The organism is Embleya sp. NPDC005575 (genome assembly GCF_040605455.1).
GTDB lineage: Bacteria > Actinomycetota > Actinomycetes > Streptomycetales > Streptomycetaceae > Embleya.
The window spans coordinates 55801-80429 of sequence record NZ_JBEXCV010000008.1; the positions used below are offsets into that span (position 1 = coordinate 55801).

22 protein-coding genes are annotated in these 24629 nt (G+C 70.4%); 12 read left to right on the forward strand and 10 right to left on the reverse strand.

The genetic code is table 11. The annotated features are described in order from the left end of the window. Positions 1–42: 42 nt before the first annotated feature. Positions 43–1338 (reverse strand): kynureninase, encoded by a 1296-nt coding sequence (kynU, locus tag ABZS54_RS04550; RefSeq protein WP_355530981.1) that lies wholly within the window; start codon positions 1336–1338, stop codon positions 43–45. A 23-nt stretch (positions 1339–1361) separates the two neighbouring features. Then, complete coding sequence (locus ABZS54_RS04555) at positions 1362–2237, reverse strand: tryptophan 2,3-dioxygenase family protein (protein WP_355530983.1); 876 nt, start codon at positions 2235–2237, stop codon at positions 1362–1364. Positions 2238–2417: 180 nt separating this feature from the next. Between ABZS54_RS04555 and ABZS54_RS04560 the strand changes: the two genes are divergently transcribed. From ABZS54_RS04560 to ABZS54_RS04580, 5 genes are all read left to right on the forward strand, one after another. Next, positions 2418–2870: an Lrp/AsnC family transcriptional regulator gene (locus ABZS54_RS04560; RefSeq protein ID WP_020554915.1), complete on the forward strand. Its 453-nt coding sequence runs from the start codon at positions 2418–2420 to the stop codon at positions 2868–2870. Between the two features lie 11 nt (positions 2871–2881). After that, complete coding sequence (locus ABZS54_RS04565; protein WP_355530985.1) at positions 2882–3049, forward strand: hypothetical protein; 168 nt, start codon at positions 2882–2884, stop codon at positions 3047–3049. Then, on the forward strand, positions 3046–3513 hold the full coding sequence (locus tag ABZS54_RS04570; protein WP_020554917.1) for a RidA family protein: 468 nt from the start codon (positions 3046–3048) through the stop codon (positions 3511–3513). Before ABZS54_RS04565 ends, ABZS54_RS04570 begins: the two co-directional genes overlap by 4 nt. Positions 3514–3636: 123 nt before the next feature. Then, positions 3637–4503, forward strand: a complete 867-nt coding sequence (locus ABZS54_RS04575; protein ID WP_355531084.1) for an NUDIX hydrolase — start codon at positions 3637–3639, stop codon at positions 4501–4503. 92 nt (positions 4504–4595) lie between these two features. Continuing rightward, the gene (locus ABZS54_RS04580; protein ID WP_355530987.1) at positions 4596–5420 is read left to right on the forward strand and encodes an MBL fold metallo-hydrolase; all 825 of its coding nucleotides are present in this window, start codon (positions 4596–4598) and stop codon (positions 5418–5420) included. Positions 5421–5485: 65 nt separating this feature from the next. On the opposite strand, the gene ABZS54_RS04585 is transcribed toward ABZS54_RS04580, so the two are convergent. Beyond that, on the reverse strand, positions 5486–6160 hold the full coding sequence (locus ABZS54_RS04585; protein ID WP_355530989.1) for a Crp/Fnr family transcriptional regulator: 675 nt from the start codon (positions 6158–6160) through the stop codon (positions 5486–5488). 274 nt (positions 6161–6434) lie between these two features. Here ABZS54_RS04585 and nth point away from each other — a divergent pair, with 274 nt between their 5' ends. From nth to ABZS54_RS04605, 4 genes are all read left to right on the forward strand, one after another. Continuing rightward, the gene (nth, locus tag ABZS54_RS04590) at positions 6435–7250 is read left to right on the forward strand and encodes an endonuclease III (protein WP_355530991.1); all 816 of its coding nucleotides are present in this window, start codon (positions 6435–6437) and stop codon (positions 7248–7250) included. Next, positions 7247–7981, forward strand: a complete 735-nt coding sequence (locus ABZS54_RS04595; RefSeq protein ID WP_355530993.1) for a CoA pyrophosphatase — start codon at positions 7247–7249, stop codon at positions 7979–7981. The genes nth and ABZS54_RS04595 overlap by 4 nt, the downstream gene beginning before the upstream one ends. Positions 7982–8132: 151 nt before the next feature. Beyond that, positions 8133–9317, forward strand: coding sequence for a MarP family serine protease (locus ABZS54_RS04600; RefSeq protein WP_355530995.1), 1185 nt, complete (start codon positions 8133–8135; stop codon positions 9315–9317). Positions 9318–9393: 76 nt separating this feature from the next. Further along, positions 9394–10080 (forward strand): metal-dependent hydrolase, encoded by a 687-nt coding sequence (locus tag ABZS54_RS04605; protein ID WP_355530997.1) that lies wholly within the window; start codon positions 9394–9396, stop codon positions 10078–10080. A 478-nt stretch (positions 10081–10558) separates the two neighbouring features. On the opposite strand, the gene ABZS54_RS04610 is transcribed toward ABZS54_RS04605, so the two are convergent. From ABZS54_RS04610 to ABZS54_RS04630, 5 genes are all read right to left on the reverse strand, one after another. Next, positions 10559–11479 (reverse strand): alpha/beta hydrolase, encoded by a 921-nt coding sequence (locus tag ABZS54_RS04610; RefSeq protein WP_355530999.1) that lies wholly within the window; start codon positions 11477–11479, stop codon positions 10559–10561. Between the two features lie 72 nt (positions 11480–11551). Further along, a complete protein-coding gene (locus ABZS54_RS04615; protein WP_355531001.1) occupies positions 11552–11971 on the reverse strand; it encodes a phage holin family protein in 420 nt (139 codons plus the stop codon). A gap of 110 nt (positions 11972–12081) precedes the next feature. Continuing rightward, a complete protein-coding gene (gene nhaA / locus ABZS54_RS04620; protein WP_355531003.1) occupies positions 12082–13404 on the reverse strand; it encodes a Na+/H+ antiporter NhaA in 1323 nt (440 codons plus the stop codon). Between the two features lie 270 nt (positions 13405–13674). Next, a complete protein-coding gene (locus ABZS54_RS04625) occupies positions 13675–14988 on the reverse strand; it encodes a hypothetical protein (RefSeq protein WP_355531005.1) in 1314 nt (437 codons plus the stop codon). A gap of 232 nt (positions 14989–15220) precedes the next feature. Next, the gene (locus ABZS54_RS04630) at positions 15221–16207 is read right to left on the reverse strand and encodes a sulfite exporter TauE/SafE family protein (RefSeq protein WP_355531007.1); all 987 of its coding nucleotides are present in this window, start codon (positions 16205–16207) and stop codon (positions 15221–15223) included. Positions 16208–16457: 250 nt separating this feature from the next. On the opposite strand from ABZS54_RS04630, the gene ABZS54_RS04635 reads away from it, so the two are divergent. Beyond that, positions 16458–18806: a SulP family inorganic anion transporter gene (locus tag ABZS54_RS04635; RefSeq protein WP_355531009.1), complete on the forward strand. Its 2349-nt coding sequence runs from the start codon at positions 16458–16460 to the stop codon at positions 18804–18806. A 147-nt stretch (positions 18807–18953) separates the two neighbouring features. Further along, on the forward strand, positions 18954–20942 hold the full coding sequence (gene acs / locus ABZS54_RS04640; protein WP_355531011.1) for an acetate--CoA ligase: 1989 nt from the start codon (positions 18954–18956) through the stop codon (positions 20940–20942). Positions 20943–21001: 59 nt separating this feature from the next. Here acs and ABZS54_RS04645 read toward each other — a convergent pair whose 3' ends face one another. After that, on the reverse strand, positions 21002–21982 hold the full coding sequence (locus ABZS54_RS04645) for an ATP-binding protein (protein ID WP_355531013.1): 981 nt from the start codon (positions 21980–21982) through the stop codon (positions 21002–21004). Positions 21983–22253: 271 nt separating this feature from the next. Between ABZS54_RS04645 and ABZS54_RS04650 the strand changes: the two genes are divergently transcribed. Continuing rightward, on the forward strand, positions 22254–23060 hold the full coding sequence (locus ABZS54_RS04650; protein WP_355531014.1) for an oxidoreductase: 807 nt from the start codon (positions 22254–22256) through the stop codon (positions 23058–23060). A gap of 424 nt (positions 23061–23484) precedes the next feature. Here the strand turns inward: ABZS54_RS04650 and ABZS54_RS04655 are convergent, their stop codons facing one another. Then, the gene (locus tag ABZS54_RS04655; RefSeq protein WP_355531016.1) at positions 23485–24291 is read right to left on the reverse strand and encodes an HAD-IB family hydrolase; all 807 of its coding nucleotides are present in this window, start codon (positions 24289–24291) and stop codon (positions 23485–23487) included. Positions 24292–24629: the final 338 nt, after the last annotated feature.

Here is a 24629-nt window from a genome sequence, read left to right on the forward strand (position 1 = left end):
GTCCCCGCCCGGTCCGAGGTGATCCCCCAGTGGTGACCCGCGTCACGTCACCGTCGCCCGAATGGCGTAACGCGCGTCCCGGTACGCCCCCGTCTCCAGGATGTCGCCGAGGATGCGCGCGGACTCGACCACGTCGGCGTAGCCGACGTAGAGCGGGTTGAAGCCGAAGCGCAGCACGTCCGGCGGCCGGACGTCGCCGATCACGCCCCGATCGATCAGCGCCGCCATCACCGCGTGCGGCTCCGGGTGGCGCACCGCGACCTGGCTGCCGCGCCGTGCGTGCTCGAGCGGGGTCAGCGTCTGAAGGCCCAGATCGGTGACGCACGCGATGAACAGATCGGTCAGGGCCAGGCCCTTGGCCCGCACGTCCGTCATCGACACGCCGTCGTAGGCGCCCAGCGCGGCTTCGAGCGCGAGCATCGACAACAGCGGTGGAGTGCCGATCCGGGCTCGCTCGATGCCCGACGCGGGCGTGTAGCCGGGTTCCATCCCGAACGGGTTCGCGTGCCCCTGCCAGCCGGTCAGCGCGGGCGCGAAGTCGGCGATGTGCCGCTCGGCCACGTAGACGAACGCCGGTGCGCCCGGTCCGCCGGACAGGTACTTGTAGCCGCACCCGACGGCGAGGTCGACGTCGTGCGCGTCCACATCGATCGGGAAGGCGCCGGCCGAGTGGCACAGATCCCACAGCGCCAGCGCGCCGGCGGCGTGCGCGGCGGCGGTCAGGCCGGGCAAATCACGCAGTTCGCCGCTGCGGTAGTCGACGTGGTTGTACGCGATCACCGCGATCGCGGCGCCGTCCGCGCGCAGCACCTCCTCGACCTCGCCGACCGGGACCCGGCGCACCTCGGCGCCGAGCAGCTTTGCGATCGAGTCGGCCAGGTAGAGGTCGGTGGGGAAGCTGTCCGGGTCGGCCAGCACCACGGTCCGGCCCGGCCGCAGCCGCAACGCCCCGGCTACCGCATTGAAGATCTGTACCGACGTCGAGTCGCCGCACACCACCCGGCCGGGCGCGGCGCCGATCAGCGCGCCGATCCGGTCGCCGATCCGGGCGGGCGCGCCCCACCAGTCGTTGGCGTTCCACGAACGGATCAGGTCGGTGCCCCACTGGCGGTGCACCGCGTCGTTCAGCGCCTCGGGCACGGCCGCCGGCAGCGCGCCGAGCGAGTTGCCGTCGAGGTAGATCACGCCGGCCGGCAGTAGGAAACGCTCGCGCACGTGCGCCAGCGGGTCGGCCGCGTCCAGCTTCGCGGCTTCGGCGACCCGATCGGCCGCGAGGCGACCGGTCGGGAACCGGCCTGACGAATCGTCAGTGGCCGTGTTCGACAAGGAATCGGACATGTTTCACCCATCTTTCGATGAACTCAGACCTTCGATGGTTCGACCAAGGTGCGCATGGTCCACAATTCGGGAAAAACGCGCACACGTACGGTCTGTTCCAACCAAGACGCTCCGGCCGAGCCACCTGTGCCCGGCCGGTTCCCCAGCGCTCGCAGTGTGGCGGCCAGATGCCGCTCACGCCAGCGGGTCCAGCGCTCGGAGATGTCGGTGAGCGCCTCGCCGAGTTCGACCAGGTCGGGCACCGCGTCGGTGTACGCGCGCGCCCACGCGCGCTCGATGTCCTCGGATGGCAGGTGGGGTCGGCCCGGATCCGCGTCCTGCTCCGGGGTGTACAGACCGCGGCGGGCGAGCACGCCCAGCGCGTGGTCGTACAGGCTCGGCGCGCGCAACGAGCGGGCCAACTCGGCGTGCACCTTCGGAGAGCCGATGTAGGGCCGCAGCACGCCCGCCCGCTTGATGCCGAGCAGGAGCTCCAGGTGCCGGTACAGGTGCGACTGGAAGCCGGACGCCTCGCCGAGCGCCTCGCGGAACGCGCCGAACTCGCCGGGAGTGAGCGTGGCGAGCAGGTCCCACGTGGACACCAGCACGTCCAACTCGCGGATGCTGCGCCGCAGCGTGCCGATCGCGCCGGGCACGTCGTCCGCGTCCAGCCGGTCGCCCGCGATCGTCCACTCGTGCCGCAGCAGCGCGAACAGCAGTTCCATCACCTGGGAGGAGATCAGGAAGGACAACTCGGCGGGCACGTCGGTGCGGGTGCGCTGGAGGGCGAGTAGTCGGTCCAGTTGCACGTAGTCCGCGTAGGGCGGCGCGACCGTGTCGGCGAAGTCCTCGTGCGGGCCGCCCATCGCGCACACACCGCCCGCCGGATCGGCTCGGGGCGTTCGTTCGTCGACCGTCATCGCAGACCACCTCTCCGGCCCGTCCCGCCGGTGTGCCGGAAGGGCCGGTCGGGGAGTGCCCATATGGAATCGTGCGACCATTCGGTTGGGAATGGGCGTCGAGCATTGGAAGGGCCGGTTCGGTTTACGCTCGCAAGATATCGGAGGGCATGTGCTCACGATCGTCAACGGAGGGTGCGCATGGACGCGATAGACCGCAGATTGCTCGCCGAGTTGCAGCGCGACGCCCGCGTCTCGCTCAACGAGCTGTCCCGACGGATCAACCTCTCCGCGCCCGCGGTGGCCACCCGGGTGCGCCGGCTCGAACACGCCGGCGTGATCACCGGCTATCACGCGCACGTGGACCCGGCTGCGGCCGGCCGCGGCGTGGTGGCGCTCGTCCGGATGAATTGCTACGGCCCCGGCTGCCTGCTGCGCCGGGACGCGGACACCGTGCGGGAATGGCCCGAGGTGCTCCAAGTGCACCGGGTCACCGGTGACGCGTGCTGCCTGCTGATGGTCGCGGTCGCCACCATGGCGGATTTCCAGGTCCTGATCGACCGGCTCGCCGAGCACGGGAAACCGTCCAGCACGATGGTGTTGTCCTCGCCGGTGGCGTGGCGCCCCGTCGAACCGCCCGACGTGTCCGTCTAAAGTCTGCACACATGACGAAGTGGGAATACGTGACCGTCCCCCTGCTGGTGCACGCGACCAAGCAGATCCTGGACAACTGGGGCGACGACGGCTGGGAGCTGGTGCAGGTCGTGCCCGGCCCCAACCCGGAGAGCCTGGTGGCCTACATGAAGCGCGCGAAGCAGGTGACGGCCCAGTGAGCGAGGTACACCCCGAACAGCGGATCACCGAGCTGGGTCTGACCCTGCCCGGCGTGGTACCCCCGGTCGCCGCCTACGTGCCGGCGATCCGCACCGGCAACTACATCCACACCTCCGGCCAGTTGCCGATGATCGAGGGCAAGCTGCCCGCGACCGGCAAGGTCGGTGCCGAGGTCACCGCCGAGGAGGCCAAGCAGCTCGCCCGGCAGTGCGCGTTGAACGCGCTCGCCGCGGTCAAGGCCGAGCTCGGCGACCTGTCGTTGGTGCGCCGGGTGGTCAAGGTGGTCGGCTTCGTGGCCAGCGCCCCGGACTTCACCGGTCAGCCCGGTGTGATCAACGGTGCCAGCGAACTGCTGGGCGAGGTCTTCGGCGAGGCCGGGCGGCACGCCCGCAGCGCGGTCGGCGTGGCCGTGCTGCCGCTGGACGCCCCGGTCGAGGTGGAGATCCTCGTCGAGGTGGTCTGAGCGGACCGTTGATTCGGCCGGCGTGATGATCGGACCCGCCCCTTTCGGGTCGGGTCCGATCGTTTTCGGGGGCGAGAGATGGAACTTGACTCGGTCAGGCGTACGATCCGGCGCATGGCCGATATGGGGAGTACGCAAGCCGGAAAAGCCCAGTCGGGCATGCCCGCGTCCTGGGCCGAGCGGGCTCGCGCGATCATCGCGGGCGACGCGGAGCCGGTCGCCCCGCGCCGGGCGGCGACGGTGGTGCTGCTGCGCGACCGGCCCGAGGGCGCGGAGGCGTACCTGCTCCGCCGGCACACCACGATGAAGTTCGCCGCCGGGATGTACGCGTTCCCCGGCGGCGGCGTCGACCCGCGGGACGCGGACCACTCGGTGGCCTGGGCCGGACCCGAGCCCGACGCGTGGGCGAAGCGCCTGGGCACCGGCGTCGCCGAGGCCCGCGCGATCGTCTGCGCGGCCGTACGCGAGACCTTCGAGGAGTCCGGCGTACTGCTGGCCGGGCCCGACCCGACCACCGTCGTCTCCGACACCACCGGCGCGGACTGGGAGGCGGACCGCGCGGCGCTGGTGGCCCGCGAGCAGACGCTGACCGAGTTCCTGGAGCGCCGCGATCTGGTGCTGCGCTCCGACCTGCTGGGCGCGTGGGCGCGCTGGATCACCCCGGAGTTCGAGGACCGGCGCTACGACACGTGGTTCTTCGTCGCGGCCCTGCCCACCGGCCAGCGCACCCGGGACGTCTCCGGCGAGGCCGACCGGGTCACCTGGGCCCGGCCCGCCGACGCGCTGGAGCAACACCGGGCGCAGCACATGGCGATGTTGCCGCCCACCATCGACACGTTGCGCCACCTGGCGGAGCTCGCCGACCCCGCAGCGGCCCTGGCCGCCGCGGCGGACCGGGAGATCACCCCGATCATGGCGCAGGGCCGTTTCGAGGGAGACCGCCTCGTGCTCGAATGGCCCGGCATCGAGGACCCGTTCGGTCTGCGCTGAGGCTCGCCGACACCCCGGGGGCAGCCCGCGGGTATCCCCCGGATCGCTCCCGGGCAACGAGGTACAGGCACCTGAGGTACAGGATGGCGACCATGAACGCACAGCCCCTGCCCGGCAACCCCCGCGCGAGTATCGGTGGGCCCGCGAGCCCCCGCGTGACCTGTCTGCTCGCGCCGAACGCGAGCGCGATGTCGCTGGACGGCACCAACACGTGGATCGTGGCCGAACCCGGCGCGGACACCGCCGTGGTGATCGACCCGGGACCCGACGACGAGGGTCACCTGCGCGCGATCGTCGCCGCGGTCGAGGGCGAGGGCCGCCGGGTGGGCCGGATCCTGCTCACCCACGGCCACCCCGACCACTCGGCAGGCGTGGCCGGCCTCAAGGCGCTCACCAACGCCGTCGTGCACGCGGTCGACCCGCAGTGGCGCTACGGCGGCGAGGGCCTGGTGGACGGCCAGGTGATCGACGACGGCGGGCTGGATCTGCGGGTGCTGGCCACGCCCGGCCATTCGGGCGACTCGGTGTGCTTCGTGGTGGCCGCGGACCGCTTCGTGATCACCGGGGACACCGTGCTCGGCCGCGGCACCACCGTGGTCGCGCACCCCGACGGCCGACTCGGCGAATACCTGGACTCGCTGCGCCGGCTGCGCGCGTTCGCCGAATCCGGCGAGATCACCGCCGTACTGCCCGCGCACGGCCCGATCCTGGACGACGCTGCCGGCGTGCTCGACTTCTACCTGGCGCACCGGGCGGCCCGACTGGCCCAGGTACGGGACGCGGTCGCAGCCGGCGACAAGACCGCTCAGGACGTCGTCGAACGGGTCTACGCGGACGTGGACCGAGGACTGTGGTGGGCCGCCGAGATGTCGGTCCGGGCCCAGCTGGACTACCTGGCCGAGCACACGGACGCCTGAAGCGGACGGCACAACGACGCGGGGCCCGCCGTCGGCGGGCCCCGCGTCGTTGCGTTCGCGACGTGCTACCGGGAGCGGCGCGACAACCGCTCGACGTCCATCAGGACCACAGCGCGCGCCTCCAGCCGCAGCCAACCCCGGCTCGCGAAGTCGGCCAGCGCCTTGTTGACCGTCTCCCGCGAGGCGCCGACCAGCTGGGCCAGCTCCTCCTGGGTGAGGTCGTGCGCGACGTGGATGCCCTCGTCGGCGGGCACCCCGAAGCGGCGGGACAGGTCCAACAGGGCCTTGGCCACCCGGCCGGGGACGTCGGAGAAGACCAGGTCGCCCAGGCTCTCGTTGGTCCGCCGCAGCCGACGGGCTATCGCGCGAAGGAGTGCCGCGGCGACCTTGGGCCGACCGGTCAGCCAGGGCTGCAGGTCGGAGTGGCCCAAGCCGAGCAGCCGCACGTCGGTGAGCGCGGTAGCGGTCGCCGTACGCGGTCCGGGGTCGAACAGCGACAACTCGCCGAACATCTCGCCCGGGCCGAGCACCGCGAGCATGTTCTCGCGACCGTCGTTGGAGCTGCGGTGCAGCTTGATCTTGCCCTCGATCACCACGTACAGGCGGTCACCCGGGTCACCCTCGTGGAAGAGTGAGTCCCCGCGCTCGAGCGCGACCTCCGCCATGGAGGCCCGCAGCTCGGCGGCGTCCTCATCTTCGAGCGCCGCGAACAGCGGAGCCCGCTGCAAAACGTCGTCCACGAGGTTCCTCCTAGGCCGGCCTGGTCGACACCAATGAAGCCGAGCGGTCAAACAGTGCGATCGGTCACAGTCTGACGCACCGGTACCCGCAATCATCACGCGGGGTGTCCTGGATCACGAACGGGCGGATCCACAGTAACCGGACATGTCGCTCCTGTGATCAAGCGTGCGCGGACTGCTCGACCGTAGTCCCCGCCCATCTGCGTACTCTGGCCGGGTGTCGAGCAACGTGACGGAGCCCGCACCGCGCAGGTCGCGGGCTGCCGCTAAGGTCGTGAAGGCTACAAAAGCCGTGAAGGGCGAGTCCCATCTCGCTCTGGTGCGCCGTGCGCGCCGGATCAATCGCGAATTGGGCGAGATATACCCGGGTGCGCATTGCGAGCTCGACTACGGGGACGCGTTCCAGCTCCTGGTCGCCGTGGTGTTGTCCGCACAGACCACCGACCGACGGGTCAACACGGTCACCCCGGCGCTGTTCGCCCGCTTCCCCGACGCCGCCACGATCGCCGCCGCGGAGCCGGCCGAGCTGGAGGCGATCATTCAGCCGACCGGGTTCTTCCGGGCCAAGACGCGCTCGGTCCAGGGCTTGGCCCAGGCGCTCCTGGAGCGCTACGACGGCGAGGTGCCGGGAAAGCTCGCCGACCTGGTCACCCTGCCGGGAGTGGGACGCAAGACAGCCCACGTGGTGCTGGGTGAGGTCTTCGACGTCCCCGGCATCACCGTCGACACCCACTTCGGCCGGCTGGCCCGGCGCTTCGGCTGGACCAAGGACGAGGACCCGGTCAAGGTCGAGCAGGAGGTCGGGGCGCTGTTCCCGCGCAAGGACCTGACCCTGCTCTCGCATCGGGTGATCTTCCACGGTCGCCGGGTGTGTCACGCCCGCCGCCCGGCCTGCGGGGCGTGTGCGATCGCACCGCTGTGTCCGGCGTACGGCGAGGGCGAGACGGATCCGATCAAGGCCAAGGCGCTGCTCAAGTACGAGATGGCCGGGCAGCCCGGCCAACGGCTCAAGCCGCCGCCCGGGTCGGTGCTCGCCGTGCCGGTCGACGTGGCGAGGAACGCACCGAAAGACGAGGGGGACGCCGGGTGACTCAGACCGGGACCGGGATCCAGACCTGGGCGGAAGCCGATCTGCCGGAATGGCTGCGCCCGGTCGCGCGCGCCGCCGAGTCGATCAGCCCCGAGCAGCTGAGCCGCTTCCTGCCCCCGGCCGAGGGCGGTCGGCGCTCAGCGGTGCTGATGTTGTTCGGCGAGGGGCCCGACGGCCCGGACCTGCTGCTGCTCCAGCGCGCCGCGACGCTGCGCTCGCACGCGGGCCAGCCCGCGTTCCCCGGCGGCTCGGTGGACCCTGGCGACGACGGCCCGGAGGGGACCGCGTTGCGCGAGGCACAGGAGGAGGTCGGGCTCGACCCCGCCGGCGTGCGGATCTTCGGTCGGCTGCCCGATCTGTACATCCCGGTGAGCGACTTCGTGGTCACCCCCGTGCTCGCGTGGTGGCACCGCGAGAGCGAGGTGGCCCCCGGGGCGCCCGAGGAGGTCGCGCGCGTGCTGCGGGTGTCGATCGCGGATCTCGCCGACCCGGCCAACCGGGCCCGGCTGCGCCATCCCGGCGGCCACCTGGGTCCGGCGTTCCTGGTGCACGACCTGGTGGTCTGGGGCTTCACCGCGGGGCTGATCGACCGGGTGCTGCACTACACCGGCTGGGAACGGCCGTGGGACGACCGGCGCGAGGTGACCCTGTCCGAGACCGAGAGCCGGTTGGCCCGGCGCGGCTTCGACCGCTACGAGGAGACCGCCTCCGAGCCCGAGGCCCGGGACTGAACCGGGACGCGGCCGCCGGCCGGCCGCCGCATCCGGCGCCGCGGCTGGGCTGACGGAGCGTCAATATCGGCTCTGTACAGCTGTGTCACCGGTGTTCGACGAACCGGCACGGCGGCGGACAGCGCGGGCTCGCACATGAGAACGTGAGCGCGTGAATGTCCTGGACCTGTTGCTGCTCGCCGCCGCGGTGGCCTTCGCCATCTCCGGATACCGGCAAGGCTTCATCGTCGGTGTGCTCTCGTTCCTGGGCTTCATCGGCGGCGGCGTGTTCGGCATGTGGCTCGTGCCGTCGCTGCTCAACCGCTTCGAGCCGGGCCTGGGCCCCTCGATCGCGGCGATCTGTGTCGTGCTCGTGTTGGCCACCGCGCTCCAGGCGCTGACCACCGCGGCGGGCAACCGGCTGCGCCGACAACTCACCTGGCGGCCCGCGCGGCTGGTGGACGCGGCCGGCGGTTCGATCGTCAGCGTGTGTGCGCTGTTGATCGTGGTGTGGCTGATCGGCTCCTCGGTCGCGGGTGCCTCGATGCCCACCGTCTCGCGCGAGGTGCGCTCGTCCCAGGTGCTGGGCGGGGTGCAGAAGGTGTTGCCGCAGGGCGCCGACACCTGGTTCTCCTCGTTCGGCAACCTGCTCGACCGCAACGGCTTCCCGCAGGTCTTCAGCCCGTTCGTGCGCGAGGACATCCCGCAGGTCCCGCCGCCGGACCCCAAGCTGTTGTCGATGCCCGCCGTGCAGGACACCCGGGACAGCATCGTCAAGATCGTCGGCACCGCGAAGAGTTGCGGAAAGGTGATCGAGGGCTCCGGCTTCGTCTACGCCCCGCAGCGGGTGATGACGAACGCCCACGTCGTCGGCGGCGTCAAGAAGCCGACCGTGCAGATCGGCGGCGAGGGCCGCGAGTACCAGGCCGAGGTCGTGCTCTACGACTGGAAGCGCGACATCGCGGTGCTCAAGGTGCCCGGCCTCAAGGCCACCCCGTTGCAGTTCGAACCGAAGGTGGAGAGCGGCGCGGACGCGATCGTGGTCGGCTTCCCGGAGAACGGCGCCTTCCACGTCGAGCCCGCCCGGGTGCGGGCCCGGATCCAGGCCGGCGGACCGGACATCTACAAGCGCGGCACGGTCAGCCGCGATGTTTACTCGCTGTACGCCAAGGTCCGCCAGGGCAACTCCGGCGGACCGCTGATCTCTCCGGGCGGCAAGGTCGCCGGGGTGATCTTCGCCAAGTCGCTCGACGACGAGTCCACCGGATACGCGCTCACCGTCGAGGAGGTCCGCGCCGACGCCGAGGCCGGCGCGGTCGGCGAACGCCCGGTGGACACCCAGAGTTGCGCCATGTGACGCATGCTCGGCACCTGTTCGGGCAGACGTGCGAACAGCGCCGCGGCGTGCGGCGACGGCGGGGTGGGGTGGGGCAATGCTCGGGCATTCGCACGCGGTAAGCGGGGCACTGGTGTTCGCCGCGACGGCGCCGATTCTGCCGCAACACCTGTGGCACAACCATCTGTCCGGGGCCGAGATCGTGATCGGCACGTTCCTGACCGCAGGCGCGGCACTGCTGCCCGACCTCGATCACCACAACGGCACGATCGCCAATTTCCTCGGCCCGGTCTCGCGCGCGCTGTGCTCGGGTGTGGCCAAGCTGTCCGGCGGGCATCGGCAGGCGACCCACTCGATCGCCTTCGTGGTGCTGGCCGGGCTACTGACCTGGCAGGGCGTGGAGCACCTGGGCCGGCCGTTCACCCTCACGATGGTCTTCCTGCTGCTCGCGCTGGCGCTGCGGGCGCTGAACCTGTGCCCACCGGGCAAGGGCCTGGCGTCCTGGATCACCATCGTCGCGCTCGCCGGCGGCGGCACGGCGGTGGTCGACCACTGGATGCCGTCGGCTCCCGACTGGCTGCCCATGGTGATCGTGCTCGGCTGTATCGCGCACCTGCTCGGCGACTTTCTCACCAAAAAGGGGATACCGCTGCTTTGGCCGCTGGGCACCCGCTTCGAGGTGGCGATCGTCAGCCGGACCGGGAATCGCATGGAGACGCTCGTCCTGGTGCCGGTGATGATGATCGCCACGATCGGCCTTTTGTGGTTCGGCGCATTCGCCTGAGAACGAAAAGGCGGAATCGATCGGTGAATGTGAGGAACTCACCCACCGGAAAGCGGCGCTGCGACGCGGCCCGGTGTCGAGCCGCGTCGAGGCGTCAGCGCGGGAAGCGCAGTCGCAGCGTCAACCAACGTGCCCGTCGGCGCAATATCCCCATCAGCCCCGGGACATGATCCCCCCGGTCGGCAACCGCGCCGACCGGCGCCCCTCGTGTGTGTTCGAACCCGTGAGTGCCAGTGGTGCCGATCTCAACCATGAGGGTCTCTGCCGTCTCCGACCGGGTGTCCCCGGCCCCCGCCGCCATGCTCGGAGCGTTGTACATCCGGCTCATACGGGGGCGCCTACCCGGGTCGCCGACGGCGTAATCGCCCCGCTTTCGCGGGCCGGAAATGCTACCGGACACCAACGAGTCGATCTGTACGCAAGTGTCGGATATCCCCGGCAAAATTACACAAGAAAAGGGCGAAACCACTGTGGAACTTCAGCGCTCGGGTTCCGGATCCTTCAGCCAGCCCAGGAGTTCCTCGGTGAACGTCGCGGGTTGTTCCTCATGCGGGAAGTGGCCCACCCCGTCGAGCAGTCGCCAGCGGTAGGGCGCCTCCACGTAGCGCCCGGAACCGGCCGCGGTGCGGGGCAGGATCACCGGATCGAGGGCGCCGTGCAGATGCAGCGTGGGCACCTCGACGGGAGCCTTCATCCGGGCCGAGTACTGAATCCCGTCCGGGCGCGGGATCGAGCGGATCAGCCAGCGGTAGTGCTCCGCCGCGCAGTGCGCCGTGCCGGGCACGAGCATCGCCTGCCGGTAGCGCGCGATCGACTCGTCGGCCGGCCGGCCCGGCGCCGACCACCCGCGCAGCATGTCGCCGACCATCGCCGCGCCGTCGCGGACCAACTGCCGCTCGGGCACCCACGGCCGCTGAAAGCCGAAGATGTGCGAACTCGCCGCCATCTGGTGCCGATCGGTCAGCAGCGCGCCGCGCAGCCGCCGGGGGTGCGGCATCGACACCGCGACCAGTCGGCGCACCACCTTGGGCCGCAACACCGCGGCGGTCCAGCCCAGATAGGCGCCCAGGTCGTGACCGACCACGATCGCGTCCGGCTCGCCCAGCGAGCGGATCACCCCGGTCACGTCCAGGGCCAAGGTGATCGGATCGTAGCCTCGCGGGGTGCGGTCGCTGCCACCGTAACCGCGCAGATCCAGCGCGACCGCGCGGTAGCCCGCCCGGGCCAGCACCGGCATCTGATGCCGCCAGGCCCACCAGAACTGCGGGAAACCGTGCAGCAAGAGCACGACCGGGCCCTCGCCCATCTCGGCGATGTGGAACCGCGCGCCGTTGGCGGCGATGTCGCGGTGCGTCCAGGGCCCGGCCACGTTGACCACGGTGCTCTCGGGAACCGTCATGACGAGCAGCGTCGCACACTCGCCATCGCGCTCCTGTTTCCGGCGCCGGTTCGGGCAGGACGTGCCGTCGGGTCAGCCGACGTTCTTCAGCGTGGTGACGGTGTCCCGGGTCGTGGTGATCGTTCGCTCCGGGGCCCGAACCTTCTTGAACGACTTGACGCCGTAGAACGCGAGAGCCCCCGCGAGCAGGAGATAGAAGCCGCCGACGATCAGGAAACTCCACGCCACGCCGAGACCGAGGGCGTGGATTCCGTACACGACCGCGAAGCTCAGGAAGACGAACGCGAACACGCCCACGAAGGCCGCCGCGCCGAACGCGCCGCCACCCTTGGCGACGTTGACGACGCTGACCTTGACCTCGCTCTTGGCGAGCGCGATCTCACTGCGCACCAGCGTGGACATGTCGCGGCTGGCCGACGAGAACAGCTCGCCGAGGGATCGTTGTGCGTCGACGGGCACGTCCTGGGCCGGGGACCTGTCGGTGCCTGCCATGGTCACTCCTCGTACGGGTTTGGATAATCCGACCCCGATCATGCCCTGCTGCGGCGATACGTATCCACTGGGGCGCGTCGTACGAGTGTTTCGGATGGGAAACGAAGCGGTCAGGAGTGCCCGCGCTTCTCGTCGCGGAGTCGATCCGCGTCCGCTTGGTAGACGTCCGGAATGCCGTCGCCGTCGTCGTCGCGATTCTCCTCGGCGCATACCCGGGCGTACGTGTTGTTCCTTATCCGCAGCACGATCGAGGCCGCGCCGGCCGCCAGTACCGAGCCCACCAGCACCGCGGCCTTGGCCTGTTCGGTCAGTGTCGGGTCGTCGGTGAAGGCGAGTTCGCTGATCAGCAGGGATACCGTGAAGCCGATGCCGGCCAGCATCGACATGCCGAGCACGTCCCACCACGTGAGGTCGTCGCTGAGTTGGGCCCGGGTGAACCGGGCGACCAGCCAGGTGCCCACGAAGATGCCGACCACCTTGCCCGCGATCAGGCCGATCATGATGCCGAGCGTGGGTCGCTCGGTGAACACGTCGGCGAGCACCGGGCCGGAGACCGCGACGCCCGCGGACAACAGCGCGAAGATCGGCACCGCGAGCCCTGCGGAGACGGGGCGGACCAGGTGCTCGACGTGCTCGGCAGGCGAGGTCCGCTCGTTGCGGTCGGGAACCACGCGCATCAACAGGCCCATTGCCACGCCCGCGACCGTGGCGTGCACCCCGCTCTCGTGCATCAGCGCCCAGATCACCAGGGCGAGCGGTACGTAGCACCACCAGCCGCGCACCCGGAAGCGCTGGAGCAGGGCGAAGACCACGAGCAGGGCGAAGGACGCGGCCAGGGCGAGGAAGTTCACCGAATCGGTGAAGAAGATCGCGATGATCAAGATCGCGCCGAGGTCGTCGACCACCGCGAGGGTCAGCAGGAACGAACGCAGCGCCGAGGGCAGGTTGGTGCCGATCACCGCGAGAACGGCCAGTGCGAAGGCGATGTCGGTCGCGGTGGGGATCGCCCAGCCGTCGGGCGAGCCGCCGCCCGCGTTCACCGCGAAGTAGAACAGCGCGGGTGTGAGCATCCCGCACGCGGCGGCCGCCACCGGCAGTACCGCCTGGGCGGGATTGCGCAGGTCGCCGACCACGAGTTCGCGCTTGAGTTCGATGCCGGCCACGAAGAAGAACACCGCGAGCAGCCCGTCCGCGGCCCAAGTGCCCAGCGACAGACGCAGGTTGAGTGCCTCGGGGCCGATTCGGAAGTCGCGCAGGTCGTGGTACGCGTCGCTCCACGCCGTATTCGCCCAGATCACCGCGACCACCGCCGCGATCAGCAACAGCGCGCCGCCGACCGTTTCGGTGCGCAGTGCGTCGGCGATGAAATTCCGCTCGGCCAGGGTGGACGGACGCCGAAAGAATTTGTTGCGCGGTGCGGACTGGGCACCCACGGGACCTCCAGGTCGGCTGCGGCTCGCAGGCATATACCGCCCCGCGAAAACGACAAAACAGCGCCGACCAGACTTCCCGGCATGCCTCCTGCGGGAGACCCATGAGATGGGGTGGTGAAATCCGACCCCGATCGCCGTAAGTATATCGATGACAAGTGCGATCCGGTGGAACCGATCGGTACGGCCACCGCCGGCGCATCGGCAACGCAAAGGCCCCGTACCGAAGGTGACTTCGGTACGGGGCCGGCGGAGGTCGGGCCCGGCGGTCGCTCAGTCCTGGCGGCGCGGCAGCACCGCGTTGTCCGGGGCGGAGAGGGAGCGAGACGCGGCGGGCTTGTTCGGGGACTGCGCGGAGGCGGTGATGATCGCGTTCCAGTCGGGCACGTTCTGGTTCACGCCCAAGCCTTGCAGCTTGGTGATCACCGCGGGGTCTTGGCCCTCGAGCCAGTCGGTGAGCTGACGGAAGGTCACACAGCGCACGTCGGCCTTCGTGCAGACCGAGGTCACCGTGTCCCGGACGGCATTCATGTAGATGCCGCCGTTCCAGTCCTCGAAGTGGTTACCGATGAACAACGGCGCGCGGTTGGTGGTATAGGCGCGCTGGAATCCGTTCAGGTAGAAATCGCGGGCCTCTTTCTCCCACGCGTCCTTCTTGGACGGATCGTACTTGCCGTGCAGCGCTTCCTGCTCGTACATGATGTTGTAGTCCATGGAAAGCTGAGACTTGTTCGGGTTTCCCGGCCACGGCAGCGACTGGAGCGGGAAGTCCCAAATACCGGACTCCTTGCCGCGCTTGGGCCATACCTGGAGACCGCCGGCGGAACTCGCGTCGTAGCGGAAGCCCATTTCCTTGCCGGCCCGCATCAGATTCGACTGGCCCTCCAGGCACGGAGCCCGGCCGCCGATGAGTTCCTTGCCCGGCGCGTAGTCGAACGGCAGCGGCGGAAGGTCGGCGTACCCGGTGTTGGTCTTCCAGTTCTGGACGAACTTGACCGCCTGTTCGGTCTCGTTCTTCCAGTCCGCAGGGCTCCAGCTCTTGCCGCTGGTGGCGCTGTTGCAGAAGTGCCCGTTGAAGTGGGTGCCGATCTCGTTGCCCTTGAGCCAGACCTCACGCATCTGGATGATCGTGTTGCGCACCGTTTCGTCCGACATGAAGTTGATGTCGGAAGCGCCGGCCGCGTGCTTCGGGCCGGTGTACATGGCCTTTTTCGTCTTCGGGAGCACATAGATGCCGCTCAGGAAGTACGTCATCTGGGCCTTGTTTGCCTCGGACAGCTTCGAGAATTCCGAGACCAGCTTGTTGCCGTCCTCGGCCGCGCCATCCCAGGAGAACACGACGAACTGCGGCGGCTTCTCGCCCGGCTTGAGCTTCTCCACCTTGGGCTGGTTCGGCTGCGGGCCGGTGTCGGCGGTCGAGCCGTCGCCGATCGGCTTGACCGGACCTCTCGGTTTGTCCGATTCCTTGCCCGGAGCGCTCGGATTTCCGTTGCCGGAGGTCTTTGCAGAGGAGTTGCCGGAATCTTTCCCGTCCTTTGCGAAAACCACGAAACCGATAGCGGCCAGGACTGCGACAACGACGAGCACCGCAGCGCCGCGGACAGTTCGCACAGTTCACCTCTTCCCATGGACATGCCGGACCGGGCTGTATTCCCTATCGATACATACGCACGCCGGGGTCACCCGGTTGCGTGCGTGCCCGGACCGCTTCCCCACGTACCCGAGTCGGGACGCATCGGATCACCCGGGGAGCGTGAGCGCGGACACACCACCGTACGGGGAGTGAGGCCCCGGAAGCGATCCGAGCCGCGCGCGGCCGTCAGGGGTCGACCCGGAACTCGATTCGTCCGCTGTACATGCCCATCGCACAGGTCCAGGTGAGGGTGCCGGCGCGCGGTATGCCCAGGTCGATCCTGGTCTCCCCGGTCGCCGGCAGGACCCGCTGCACGTCCCGGGCGGGCAGCACGAAGCCCCGGGTGCAGCCGGTGGTGTGGTCGGTACGCAACACCAGGACGGTGCGCACGCCGGCCCGGGCCGGCGCGCGGGCCGGGTGGTAGCCCTCGTTCTCGACCCGGACGGTGACCCGCTGGACGCCGTCGGCGCCGGTACTCGCCGCCGCGTGGTCCACGGCGCCCACCGCGGCCGGTGTCCACCAGCCGCCCAGGCGCAGTCCGGAGGCGATCGTCCACGCGGCCACCGCGAGCACCAACAGGCCCAGCAGTGCGGTCGGTCGGCCACGCAGGACCCGCCCGGAGGCGCCGACCAGCAGGCCGAGCGCGGCGAACAGCGGGAGGGTTCCGAGCACGAAGCCGGTCAGTACGGCGGCTCCGCCGAACGCGTTTCCCGAGGTCACCGCGACCAGTTCGACGCCCAGGGTGACCCCGCACGGCACCAGCACGGTGGCGGCGCCCAACAGCAGCGGGCCGCGGCCGGTGCCGCGGGACGAGGCGCGCGGCAGCAGTCTGCCGACCCCGGGCACCCCGAGCATCGACAGGCCGAAGAGCACCATCAGCGCGCCCGCCAGGAGCAGCAGGATCGCGCGGGTGCCGGGCGTCGGTTGGATGGCGGCGCCGAGCAGTCCGAGCAGGGCGCCCAGGACGGCGTGTGCGGCGAGCTTGGCGCCCAGGAATGCGGCCAGCGCGCGGGGGAGCAGGCCGCGCGGTGGTGCGGTCGCGCAGTCGCCGGCCGGGGTCGGGCACGGGCGGACCGCGCCGGCGAGCAGGCCGCCCTGGACCGCCGCGCAGGACGCGCCGCCCGCGACGAACCCTGCGCCGAGCCCGGTCGCGAACAGAGTGAGCACCTGCACGGAACCACCCCCACTCCGGGGAGGTTACGGGCCATCACACACGGTGTGGAAGGTTCTCGGCCTGAAACACCTGTTTCACCCATGCGGGTGCATATTTTACGTTCCGAAGAGGATAGCCTTACCGTGACGAGATAAATACTTAGAGTGAACTTGGCTTATCCGGCCCGACACTCTCGTTCGACTCGCGCGCGCCGCCATCCCTGCGGCAGCCATGCCCGCCATGACATGACTGACCCCGGAGGACACGGACATGCCCGTTGCCCCTGACATCACGCCCGCGCCGGCCTCCCGGGCCGCCACGCTGCGCGCGGATTTCGGCGCCTCACTCGTGGTTTTCCTGGTCGCCGTGCCGCTTTCACTCGGCATCGCGCTCGCGGCCGGGGCCCCGCTCGGCGCCGGCATCATCTCGGCCGTGGTCGGCGGCATCGTCGTCGGCCTGCTCGGTGGCGCCCCACTCCAGGTGAGCGGTCCCACCGCAGGTCTGACGGTGATCGTGGCCGGCCTCGTGCAGACCTACGGCTGGCGGGTGACCTGCCTGGTCACCATCGGCGCCGGCCTGCTGCAGGTCCTGCTCGGCCTGCTCCGGGTGGCCCGGGCCACCCTCGCCCTGTCGCCGGCCGTCGTGCACGGCGTCGTCGCGGGCATCGGCGTGGTGATCGCGCTGGCCCAGTGCCACGTGGTCCTGGGCGGTGCGCCGCAGCGCTCGGCCTGGGAGAACCTGCGCGAACTGCCCACCCAGGTCGGCAATCTGCGTGCTCCCACGGTCGCGGTCGGGGTGATCACCGTGGTCCTGCTGCTCGGTTGGCCGATGCTCGGCCGGCTGCCCGGGCGGTGGGCGCGGCTCGCCAGGGTGCCCGCGCCGCTGATCGCGGTCTCGCTCGCGACGGTGACCGCGGGCACGCTGCACTTGAACGTGGCCCGGGTGGACCTGTCCTCGATCACCCTCACCACCCCCGTGCTGCCGCCGGCGGGCGCGTGGAGCGCGATCGCGGTCGGTGTGGTCAGTGTGGCCCTGGTCTCCGGCATGGAGTCGCTGCTCTCGGCCGCCGCGGCCGACCGACTGCACCACGGGCCGCGGGCCCGGCTCGATCGCGAACTGATCGGCCAGGGCGTGGGCAACGTGGTCTCCGGCGCGATCGGCGGCTACCCGGTCACCGGTGTGGCGATCCGCTCGGTGACCAACGTGCGGGCCGGTGCCCTCACCCGGGCCGCGACGATCCTGCACGGCGTGTGGGTGATGCTGTTCGTGGGTCTGCTCGGTGCGTTGGTCGAGCGCATCCCGCTTGCGGTGCTGGCCGCGCTGGTGATGGTGGTCGGCATCCAGATGGTCAGCCTCGCGCACATTCGACACGTGCACCGGCACCGCGAGTTCCCCGCCTACGCGGCCACGATCGCCGGGGTGATCCTGGCGGGCGTGCTCCAAGGCGTCCTGCTCGGCGTGGTGGTCGCGGTGCTCACCGCGCTGTACCGGCTCAGCCGCAGCACCGTGCGGGTCCATCCCGGCGACGGCGTGCTGCACGTGGAGGTGCACGGGTCGCTGACCTTCCTGTCGGTGCCGCGACTGTCCCGGGTGCTGGGCAAGTTGCCGCCGGGCGAGCACGTCGTGGTGGACATGACGGTGGACTACCTTGACCAAGCCGCGTTCGAGGCGGTGCACTCGTGGCGGGCGGGCTACCTCGCGCGCGGTGGGCGGGTGGACATCGAGGAGATCCACGACGGTTGCTACGAGCGGGCCGCGGGCGGTTCGCCAGGCCCCAAGCGCTCCCGACTGACCCCCTCGCCGCGCTGGTTCGCGCCGTGGTGGCACTGGCAGCGCGCCTGCCCGCGCGAGGACGGCACCGCGTCCCAGGCGCTGGTGGCCGGCGCGCGCGAGTTCCAGCAGCGCACCGCGCCGCTGGTTCAGCCGTTCCTGGAGCGGCTCGCGTTGGAGGGGCAGAAGCCCGCCCAACTGTTCATCACGTGTGCCGATTCGCGGATCGTGCCGAACCTGATCACCGCGAGCGGCCCCGGCGACCTGTTCACTGTGCGCAACGTCGGCAACCTGGTGCCGCGCGGCGAGGCGGGGCACGTCGACCCGAACACGGCCGACGCATCGGTGGGCGCGGCGATCGAGTACGCCGTGGCCGTGCTCGGGGTGCGCAGCATCACGGTGTGCGGTCACTCCGGCTGCGGCGCGATGGGTGCGCTGCTCGGCAAGGTCGGCGAGGCGCCCGAGGCCGGGTCGGGGCCCGGCACCACGCCGCACCTCGATCGCTGGTTGCGCAACGGCGACGCGTCGCTGGCCCGCTTCACGGCCGGCCCCGCGCCGACCCTGACCGGGTATCAGATGCCGCCGGTGGAACAACTGTGCCTGACCAACGTGGTCCAGCAGTTGCACAACCTGCTCGACCACGCGGTGGTCGCCCAGGCGGTGGCCGAGGGCCGACTCCGGCTGTTCGGCCTGTACTTCGACCTCGCCTCCGCGCAGATGTACCTCTACGACGGCGTGCGCGGCGATTTCGGGCCGGTGGACGCGGAACGGGCCGAGTCCGGGGTGCTGCCGGACGCAGTCGCGGCGGGCGCCGAAGATCACACTTTTCCGGCACTCCACGCGGGGTAGCCACCCCGTACGATCGCGCCGTCGGCCACGATGCCCGCAGCCCGATAAGTGGTCTAAACCAATCGCGGTCCTCCTCTTGCCGGCTCGGGCCGGTCCCTGATGAGCTACGGCGGAAGGAACCGACCGCAGCAGCACGGAGGAGTACGCGTGAGCAACGCAGACCGGAACACCGGGGACAAGGCCGGAGAGGCACTGTCGAACCTGCTGCGCGAGGAGCGACGCTTCGAGCCCCCGCCGGCGCTCGCGGCCGCCGCCAACGTCAAGGCCGAGGCGTACGAGCGCGCGTCGGCCGACCGGCTCGGCTTCTGGGCCGAACAGGCTCGGCGGCTGGACTGGGCGGTGGAGCCCCAGGAGACGCTGGACTGGTCGACGCCGCCCTTCGCGAAGTGGTTCGCCGACGGCAAGCTCAACGTGGCCTACAACTGCGTCGACCGGCACGTCGAGGCGGGCAACGGCGACCGGGTGGCGATCCACTTCGAGGGCGAGCCGGGTGACACCCGCACGCTGACCTATGCCGACCTCAAGCGTGAGGTGTCCAAGGCGGCCAACGCGCTGACCTCGCTGGGTGTCGAGGCGGGTGACCGGGTCGCGATTTACCTGCCGATGATTCCCGAGGCGGTGATCTCGATGCTCGCGTGTGCACGCATCGGTGCCCCGCACTCGGTCGTCTTCGGCGGCTTCTCGGCGGACGCGGTGTCCTCACGTGTCAACGACAACGACGCGCGGATCGTGATCACCGCCGACGGCGGCTACCGGCGCGGCAAGCCCTCCGCGCTCAAGCCGGCCATCGACGAGGCGCTTGAGTCCTGCCCGGACGTGCGCAACGTGCTGGTGGTGCGCCGCACCGGCGGCGACGTCGCGTGGACCGAGGGCCGCGACATCTGGTGGCACGACCTGGTCGACGCGCAGTCCGAGGAGCACGAGCCGCAGGCGTTCGACGCCGAGCACCCGCTGTTCATCCTGTACACGTCGGGCACCACGGGGAAGCCGAAGGGCATCCTGCACACCTCCGGCGGATACCTGACCCAGGCGAGCTACACCCACCACGCGGTGTTCGACCTCAAGCCCGAGACCGACGTGTACTGGTGCACGGCCGACATCGGCTGGGTCACCGGGCACTCGTACATCACCTACGGCCCGCTCTCCAACGGCGCCACCCAGGTCATGTACGAAGGCACGCCGGACTCGCCGCACCAGGGCCGCTGGTGGGAGATCGTGGCGAAGTACGGCGTCACCATCCTGTACACCGCGCCCACCGCGATCCGCACGTGCATGAAGTGGGGCGACGACATCCCCGCGAAGTTCGACCTGTCCTCGCTGCGCGTCCTGGGCAGCGTCGGCGAGCCGATCAACCCCGAGGCGTGGATCTGGTACCGCGAGCACATCGGCGCCGGGAAGACCCCGATCGTCGACACGTGGTGGCAGACCGAGACCGGCGCGATCATGATCAGCCCGCTCCCGGGCGTCACCTCGACCAAGCCGGGTTCCGCGCAGCGCGCGCTGCCGGGCATCTCGGCCAAGGTCGTCGACGACACCGCGACCGAGGTGCCCGACGGTGGAGGCGGCTACCTGGTGCTCGACGAGCCGTGGCCAGCGATGCTGCGCACCATCTGGGGTGACGACCAGCGGTTCAAGGACACCTACTGGTCCCGCTTCGATGGGCTGTACTTCGCCGGCGACGGTGCCAAGAAGGACGAGGACGGCGACGTCTGGCTGCTCGGCCGGGTGGACGACGTGATGCTCGTGTCCGGCCACAACATCTCCACCACCGAGGTCGAGTCGGCGCTTGTCTCGCACGCCAAGGTCGCCGAGTCGGCCGTGGTGGGCGCGACCGACGCGACCACGGGCCAGGCCATCGTGGCGTTCGTGATCCTGCGCGGCTCGGCCGGCGACTCCTCCGACGAACTCGTCGCCGAGTTGCGCGAGCACGTCGGCAGGGTGCTCGGCCCGATCGCCAAGCCCAAGCGCATCCAGGTCGTCACCGAACTGCCCAAGACGCGCTCCGGGAAGATCATGCGCCGCCTGCTTCGGGACATGGCCGAGGGCCGCACGCTGGGCGACGTCACGACGCTGACCGACTCCTCGGTGATGGACCAGATCTCCGCGCAGCAGTCGTCGGCGGCGGCCGAGGACTGAGGCGGGTCGATCGTTCGCGTCGGGCGGCCCGTCCCTTCGGGGCGGGCCGCCCGACGCGTTCAGACCGGGGTGGAGATCGCGTGCGGGCCGAGTACGAACGCCGAGTCGACCTGTTCGGCGAGGTCGACACCGGTCTTCGCGTTGGCCCAGCCGCGCGCGTTCCTGAGGTGGAACTCGACCATCTGCGTGGTGTATCGCTCCCAGTCGCGGCGCTCGAAGCGGGCGTCGCAGGCCCGCAGCAATTCGTCCAGCGCGGAGCGGTTGGCCGGCTCCAGGGTCTCGAAGCCGGGTGCGCGGCCCTTCTCCAGGGCGCGGACGAAGTCGGACTGCACGGTCCAGGTGAGCAGGTCCGCGCCGACGTGCTCACGCAGGAATTCGACGTCCTCGGGGCCTTGGACCTTGTTGCCGACGACCGCGAGCGACACGCCCCAGTCGCGCGCGTAGTCGCGGTATTGCCGGTAGACGCCGACGCCCCTGCGGGTCGGCTCGGCGACCAGGAAGGTGATGTCGAAGCGGGTGAACAGCCCGGAGGCGAACGAGTCCGACCCGGCGGTCATGTCCACCACCAGGTATTCGCCGGCGCCGTCGACGAGATGGTTGAGGTAGAGCTCCACCGCGCCGACCTTCGAGTGGTAGCACGCCACGCCCAGGTCGGACTCCTCGAACGGCCCGGTCGCCATCAGCCGCAGACCGGGCAGGCCGGGCACCTCGCGCGCGCACGCCGCGTGGATCGGGTTGTCCTCGGCGAGTCGGATCAGCCGCGAACCCCGGCCGGGCGGCGTGGTCTTGACCATCTCGGCGACCGAGCCGATCCGCGGGTTGTCGCCGCGCAGCCACTCCTTGATCGCGGGCAGCTCGGCGCCCATCGCGGGCAGTGCCGCGGCGGCGCGTTCGTCCAGACCGAGGGCCACGCCCAGATGCTGGTTGATGTCCGCGTCCACGGCGACCACCGGCCGGCCGGTGGTCGCGAGATGCCGGATGAACAGGGACGACAACGTGGTCTTGCCGCTGCCGCCCTTGCCGACGAAAGCGATCTTCACGGATGGGCCCTCCGATGACGGGTTCGACGATCCGGATTCGAACAGCCCGGGTTCGAACCGGCGGGTCCGAACCGGCGGGTCAGACGTCCGGGGTTCGAACGTCCGGGTTCGACGATCCGGGTTTGACAATCGTTTTCGAATAGGATCATCCGTCGCTCACCGTGTCCACGTCAAGTCGTTCGGTAACCGCGCGTCGATGGGCGCGCCGACCGCTGGGGCGCGCGCGGGCCGGTGTCGCGGGCGGATTCCCGTGCGGCGTAGGGTCGCCCGGGTGAGCACCGCAACCGATCCCCTCGCCGCCCTCGCCGCGCTGCCCGGCGTGCCGGAGGCCGTCGAGGACACCCGCAAGGCCGTCGACCGGCTGCTCGGCCACCGCACGATGCGTCGCCGCAGCATGGACATCAGTGCCGAGTCCGCGCTTCGAGGCGCGCGGGCGAGTGCCGCGCTCGAAGGGGTCGACTGGTCGCTGGAGGAGATCCGCCGCCGGACCGACTTCTCCTCCTCGGGCGAGGACGGCGGCGCGGTGATCGCGGGTGCGCTGCGGTTGTCCGCCGAGATCGGCTCGCTGCTGGGCACCTGGGGGCACAGCCCGCTCCAGGTGCTGGCCCGGCTGCATGTGGTCGCCGCCGCCGACGCGGTGCCCGCGGAGGCGCTCGGCCGACCGCGTCGCGACGGCGAGCTGCCCGGTCCGCTGCCGTCGGCGGAGGAGGTGGCCGCCCGCTTGGACGGGCTGTCCCGACTGCTGCTCGCGCCGTCCTCGGCACCCGCGATCGTGGTCGCCGCCGTCACCCACGCGGAGATCCTCACGCTCGCCCCGTTCGGCTGGGGCAACGGCCTGATCGCCCGGGCCGCGCAGCGGATCGTCCTGGTCACCCGCGGTCTGGATCCCAAGGGCGCGGCCGTGCCCGAGGTCGGTCACCTGGAACTGGGCGTGGACGCCTATGCGGCGGCGCTGCGCGCGTACGAGAGCGGCACCGCGGAGGGTGTGGCGACCTGGATCCGGCACTGCGCCGAGGCGATGACGCTGGGCGCGCGCGAGAGCGTCGCGGTCTGCGAAGCGGTGATGCGCGGGATCTGATCGGGTCCCGCGGACGGGACCGGACACACGAGACGGCGGCGCCCTCGAGGACGCCGCCGTTTGGTCACTCCCACCGGGGTACCAAGCGTGTACCTGTTATGACGATCGGCGCCCGCATGCGCATCCACGGGGGGAAGAACATGCGGGTCGTCCGACGCGTTCGGCCCCTACGAGGGTCGGTCGCACGTGGGTTCCCGGCAGTCGTGTCCGGTCCGCCCGAGCCGACCGCCGAAGCGAGGCCGTACGGGCCGTTGGTCCCTTTTCTAGTGGGTTGCCGGGAGGAGGGGAACCCCTGGCCCAAGATCTTTACTTTTGGCCTTTGTCGGATTTGCTCCCGATCCGCCGGGCCTTCGGCCCGCTCGTGTTTCGCGCCCGCCCTGCCCGGCCCGGCGGGCGATCCGCATCCCGGTGGGGTGCCGGGGGGTCAGCGGCGCTTCTTGGCGAGGTACCAGACGAAGCCGGCCGCGGTGGCGCCCGCGCCGATCGCGGTCGCGGCGAGCACGGGGCGCGAGGGGACCGACAGGGACGGCACCCGCTGGCGCAGCGCGACCGGCCGGCTGAACACCAGCACGGGCCAGCCTCGCCCGGTCGCCTCGCGGCGCAGTCCGCGATCGGGGTTGACCGCGTACGGGTGGCCGACCTCCAGGAGCATCGGCAGGTCGGTGATCGAGTCGCTGTACGCGTAGCAGGAGGTGAGGTCGTAGCCCTCGGTTCGGGCCAACTCCTTGACCGCCGCGGCCTTGTTGGGACCATACGCGTAGAAGTCGATCTCGCCGGAGTAGCGGCCGTCCTCGACGACCATCCGAGTGGCCACCACCCGGTCCGCGCCGAGCATGTCGCCGATCGGCTCGACCACCTCGGCTCCGGATGAGCTGACGATGACCACGTCGCGGCCCGCAGCGTGGTGTTCCTCGATCAGCGAAGCGGCCTCGTCGTAGATGATCGGGTCGATCATGTCGTGCAGGGTTTCCGCGACGATCTCGCGCACCTGCTGGACGTCCCAGCCGCGGCACAGTGCGGAGAGATATTCACGCATGCGCTCCATCTGGTCGTGATCCGCGCCACCGACGAGGAACACGAACTGCGCGTAGGCACTCTTGAGGACGGAGCGGCGATTGATGAGACCGCCGTGGTAGAAGGATCTGCTGAACGCCAGCGCACTGGACCTGGCGATGATGGTCTTGTCGAGGTCGAAGAAGGCTGCTGTCCGCTTCGGCGCCTGGGTTTCCACAGTTCACGAGGATAAGGGCAGCCATTCGGCGTAAACTCCACGTCGTGGGTTTGCTAGAGAACCCCCTCGGGTACATCCTGGAAGTCACGGATCGTTCGCGACCGTGCTAACCCGGTCCGACTCCTCCCCCCCCGAGTCGGCCGTGGAGACGACCCCCGCTCTCCCCCCCGGCGGGGGTCGTCGCTTGTCCGGGGGACTTTTTTGCGCCCGTACGAGTGCGTAGGTCGGCCTTTGTCCGACTAGCCGCCGGGGTGCGTGATTGTCGGTGCGGTGTCCGGGTCGGCCCGGCTCGGATTGAATCCGCGATTCCGCGTCGAGCGATGCGGGTGAGGCCGGCG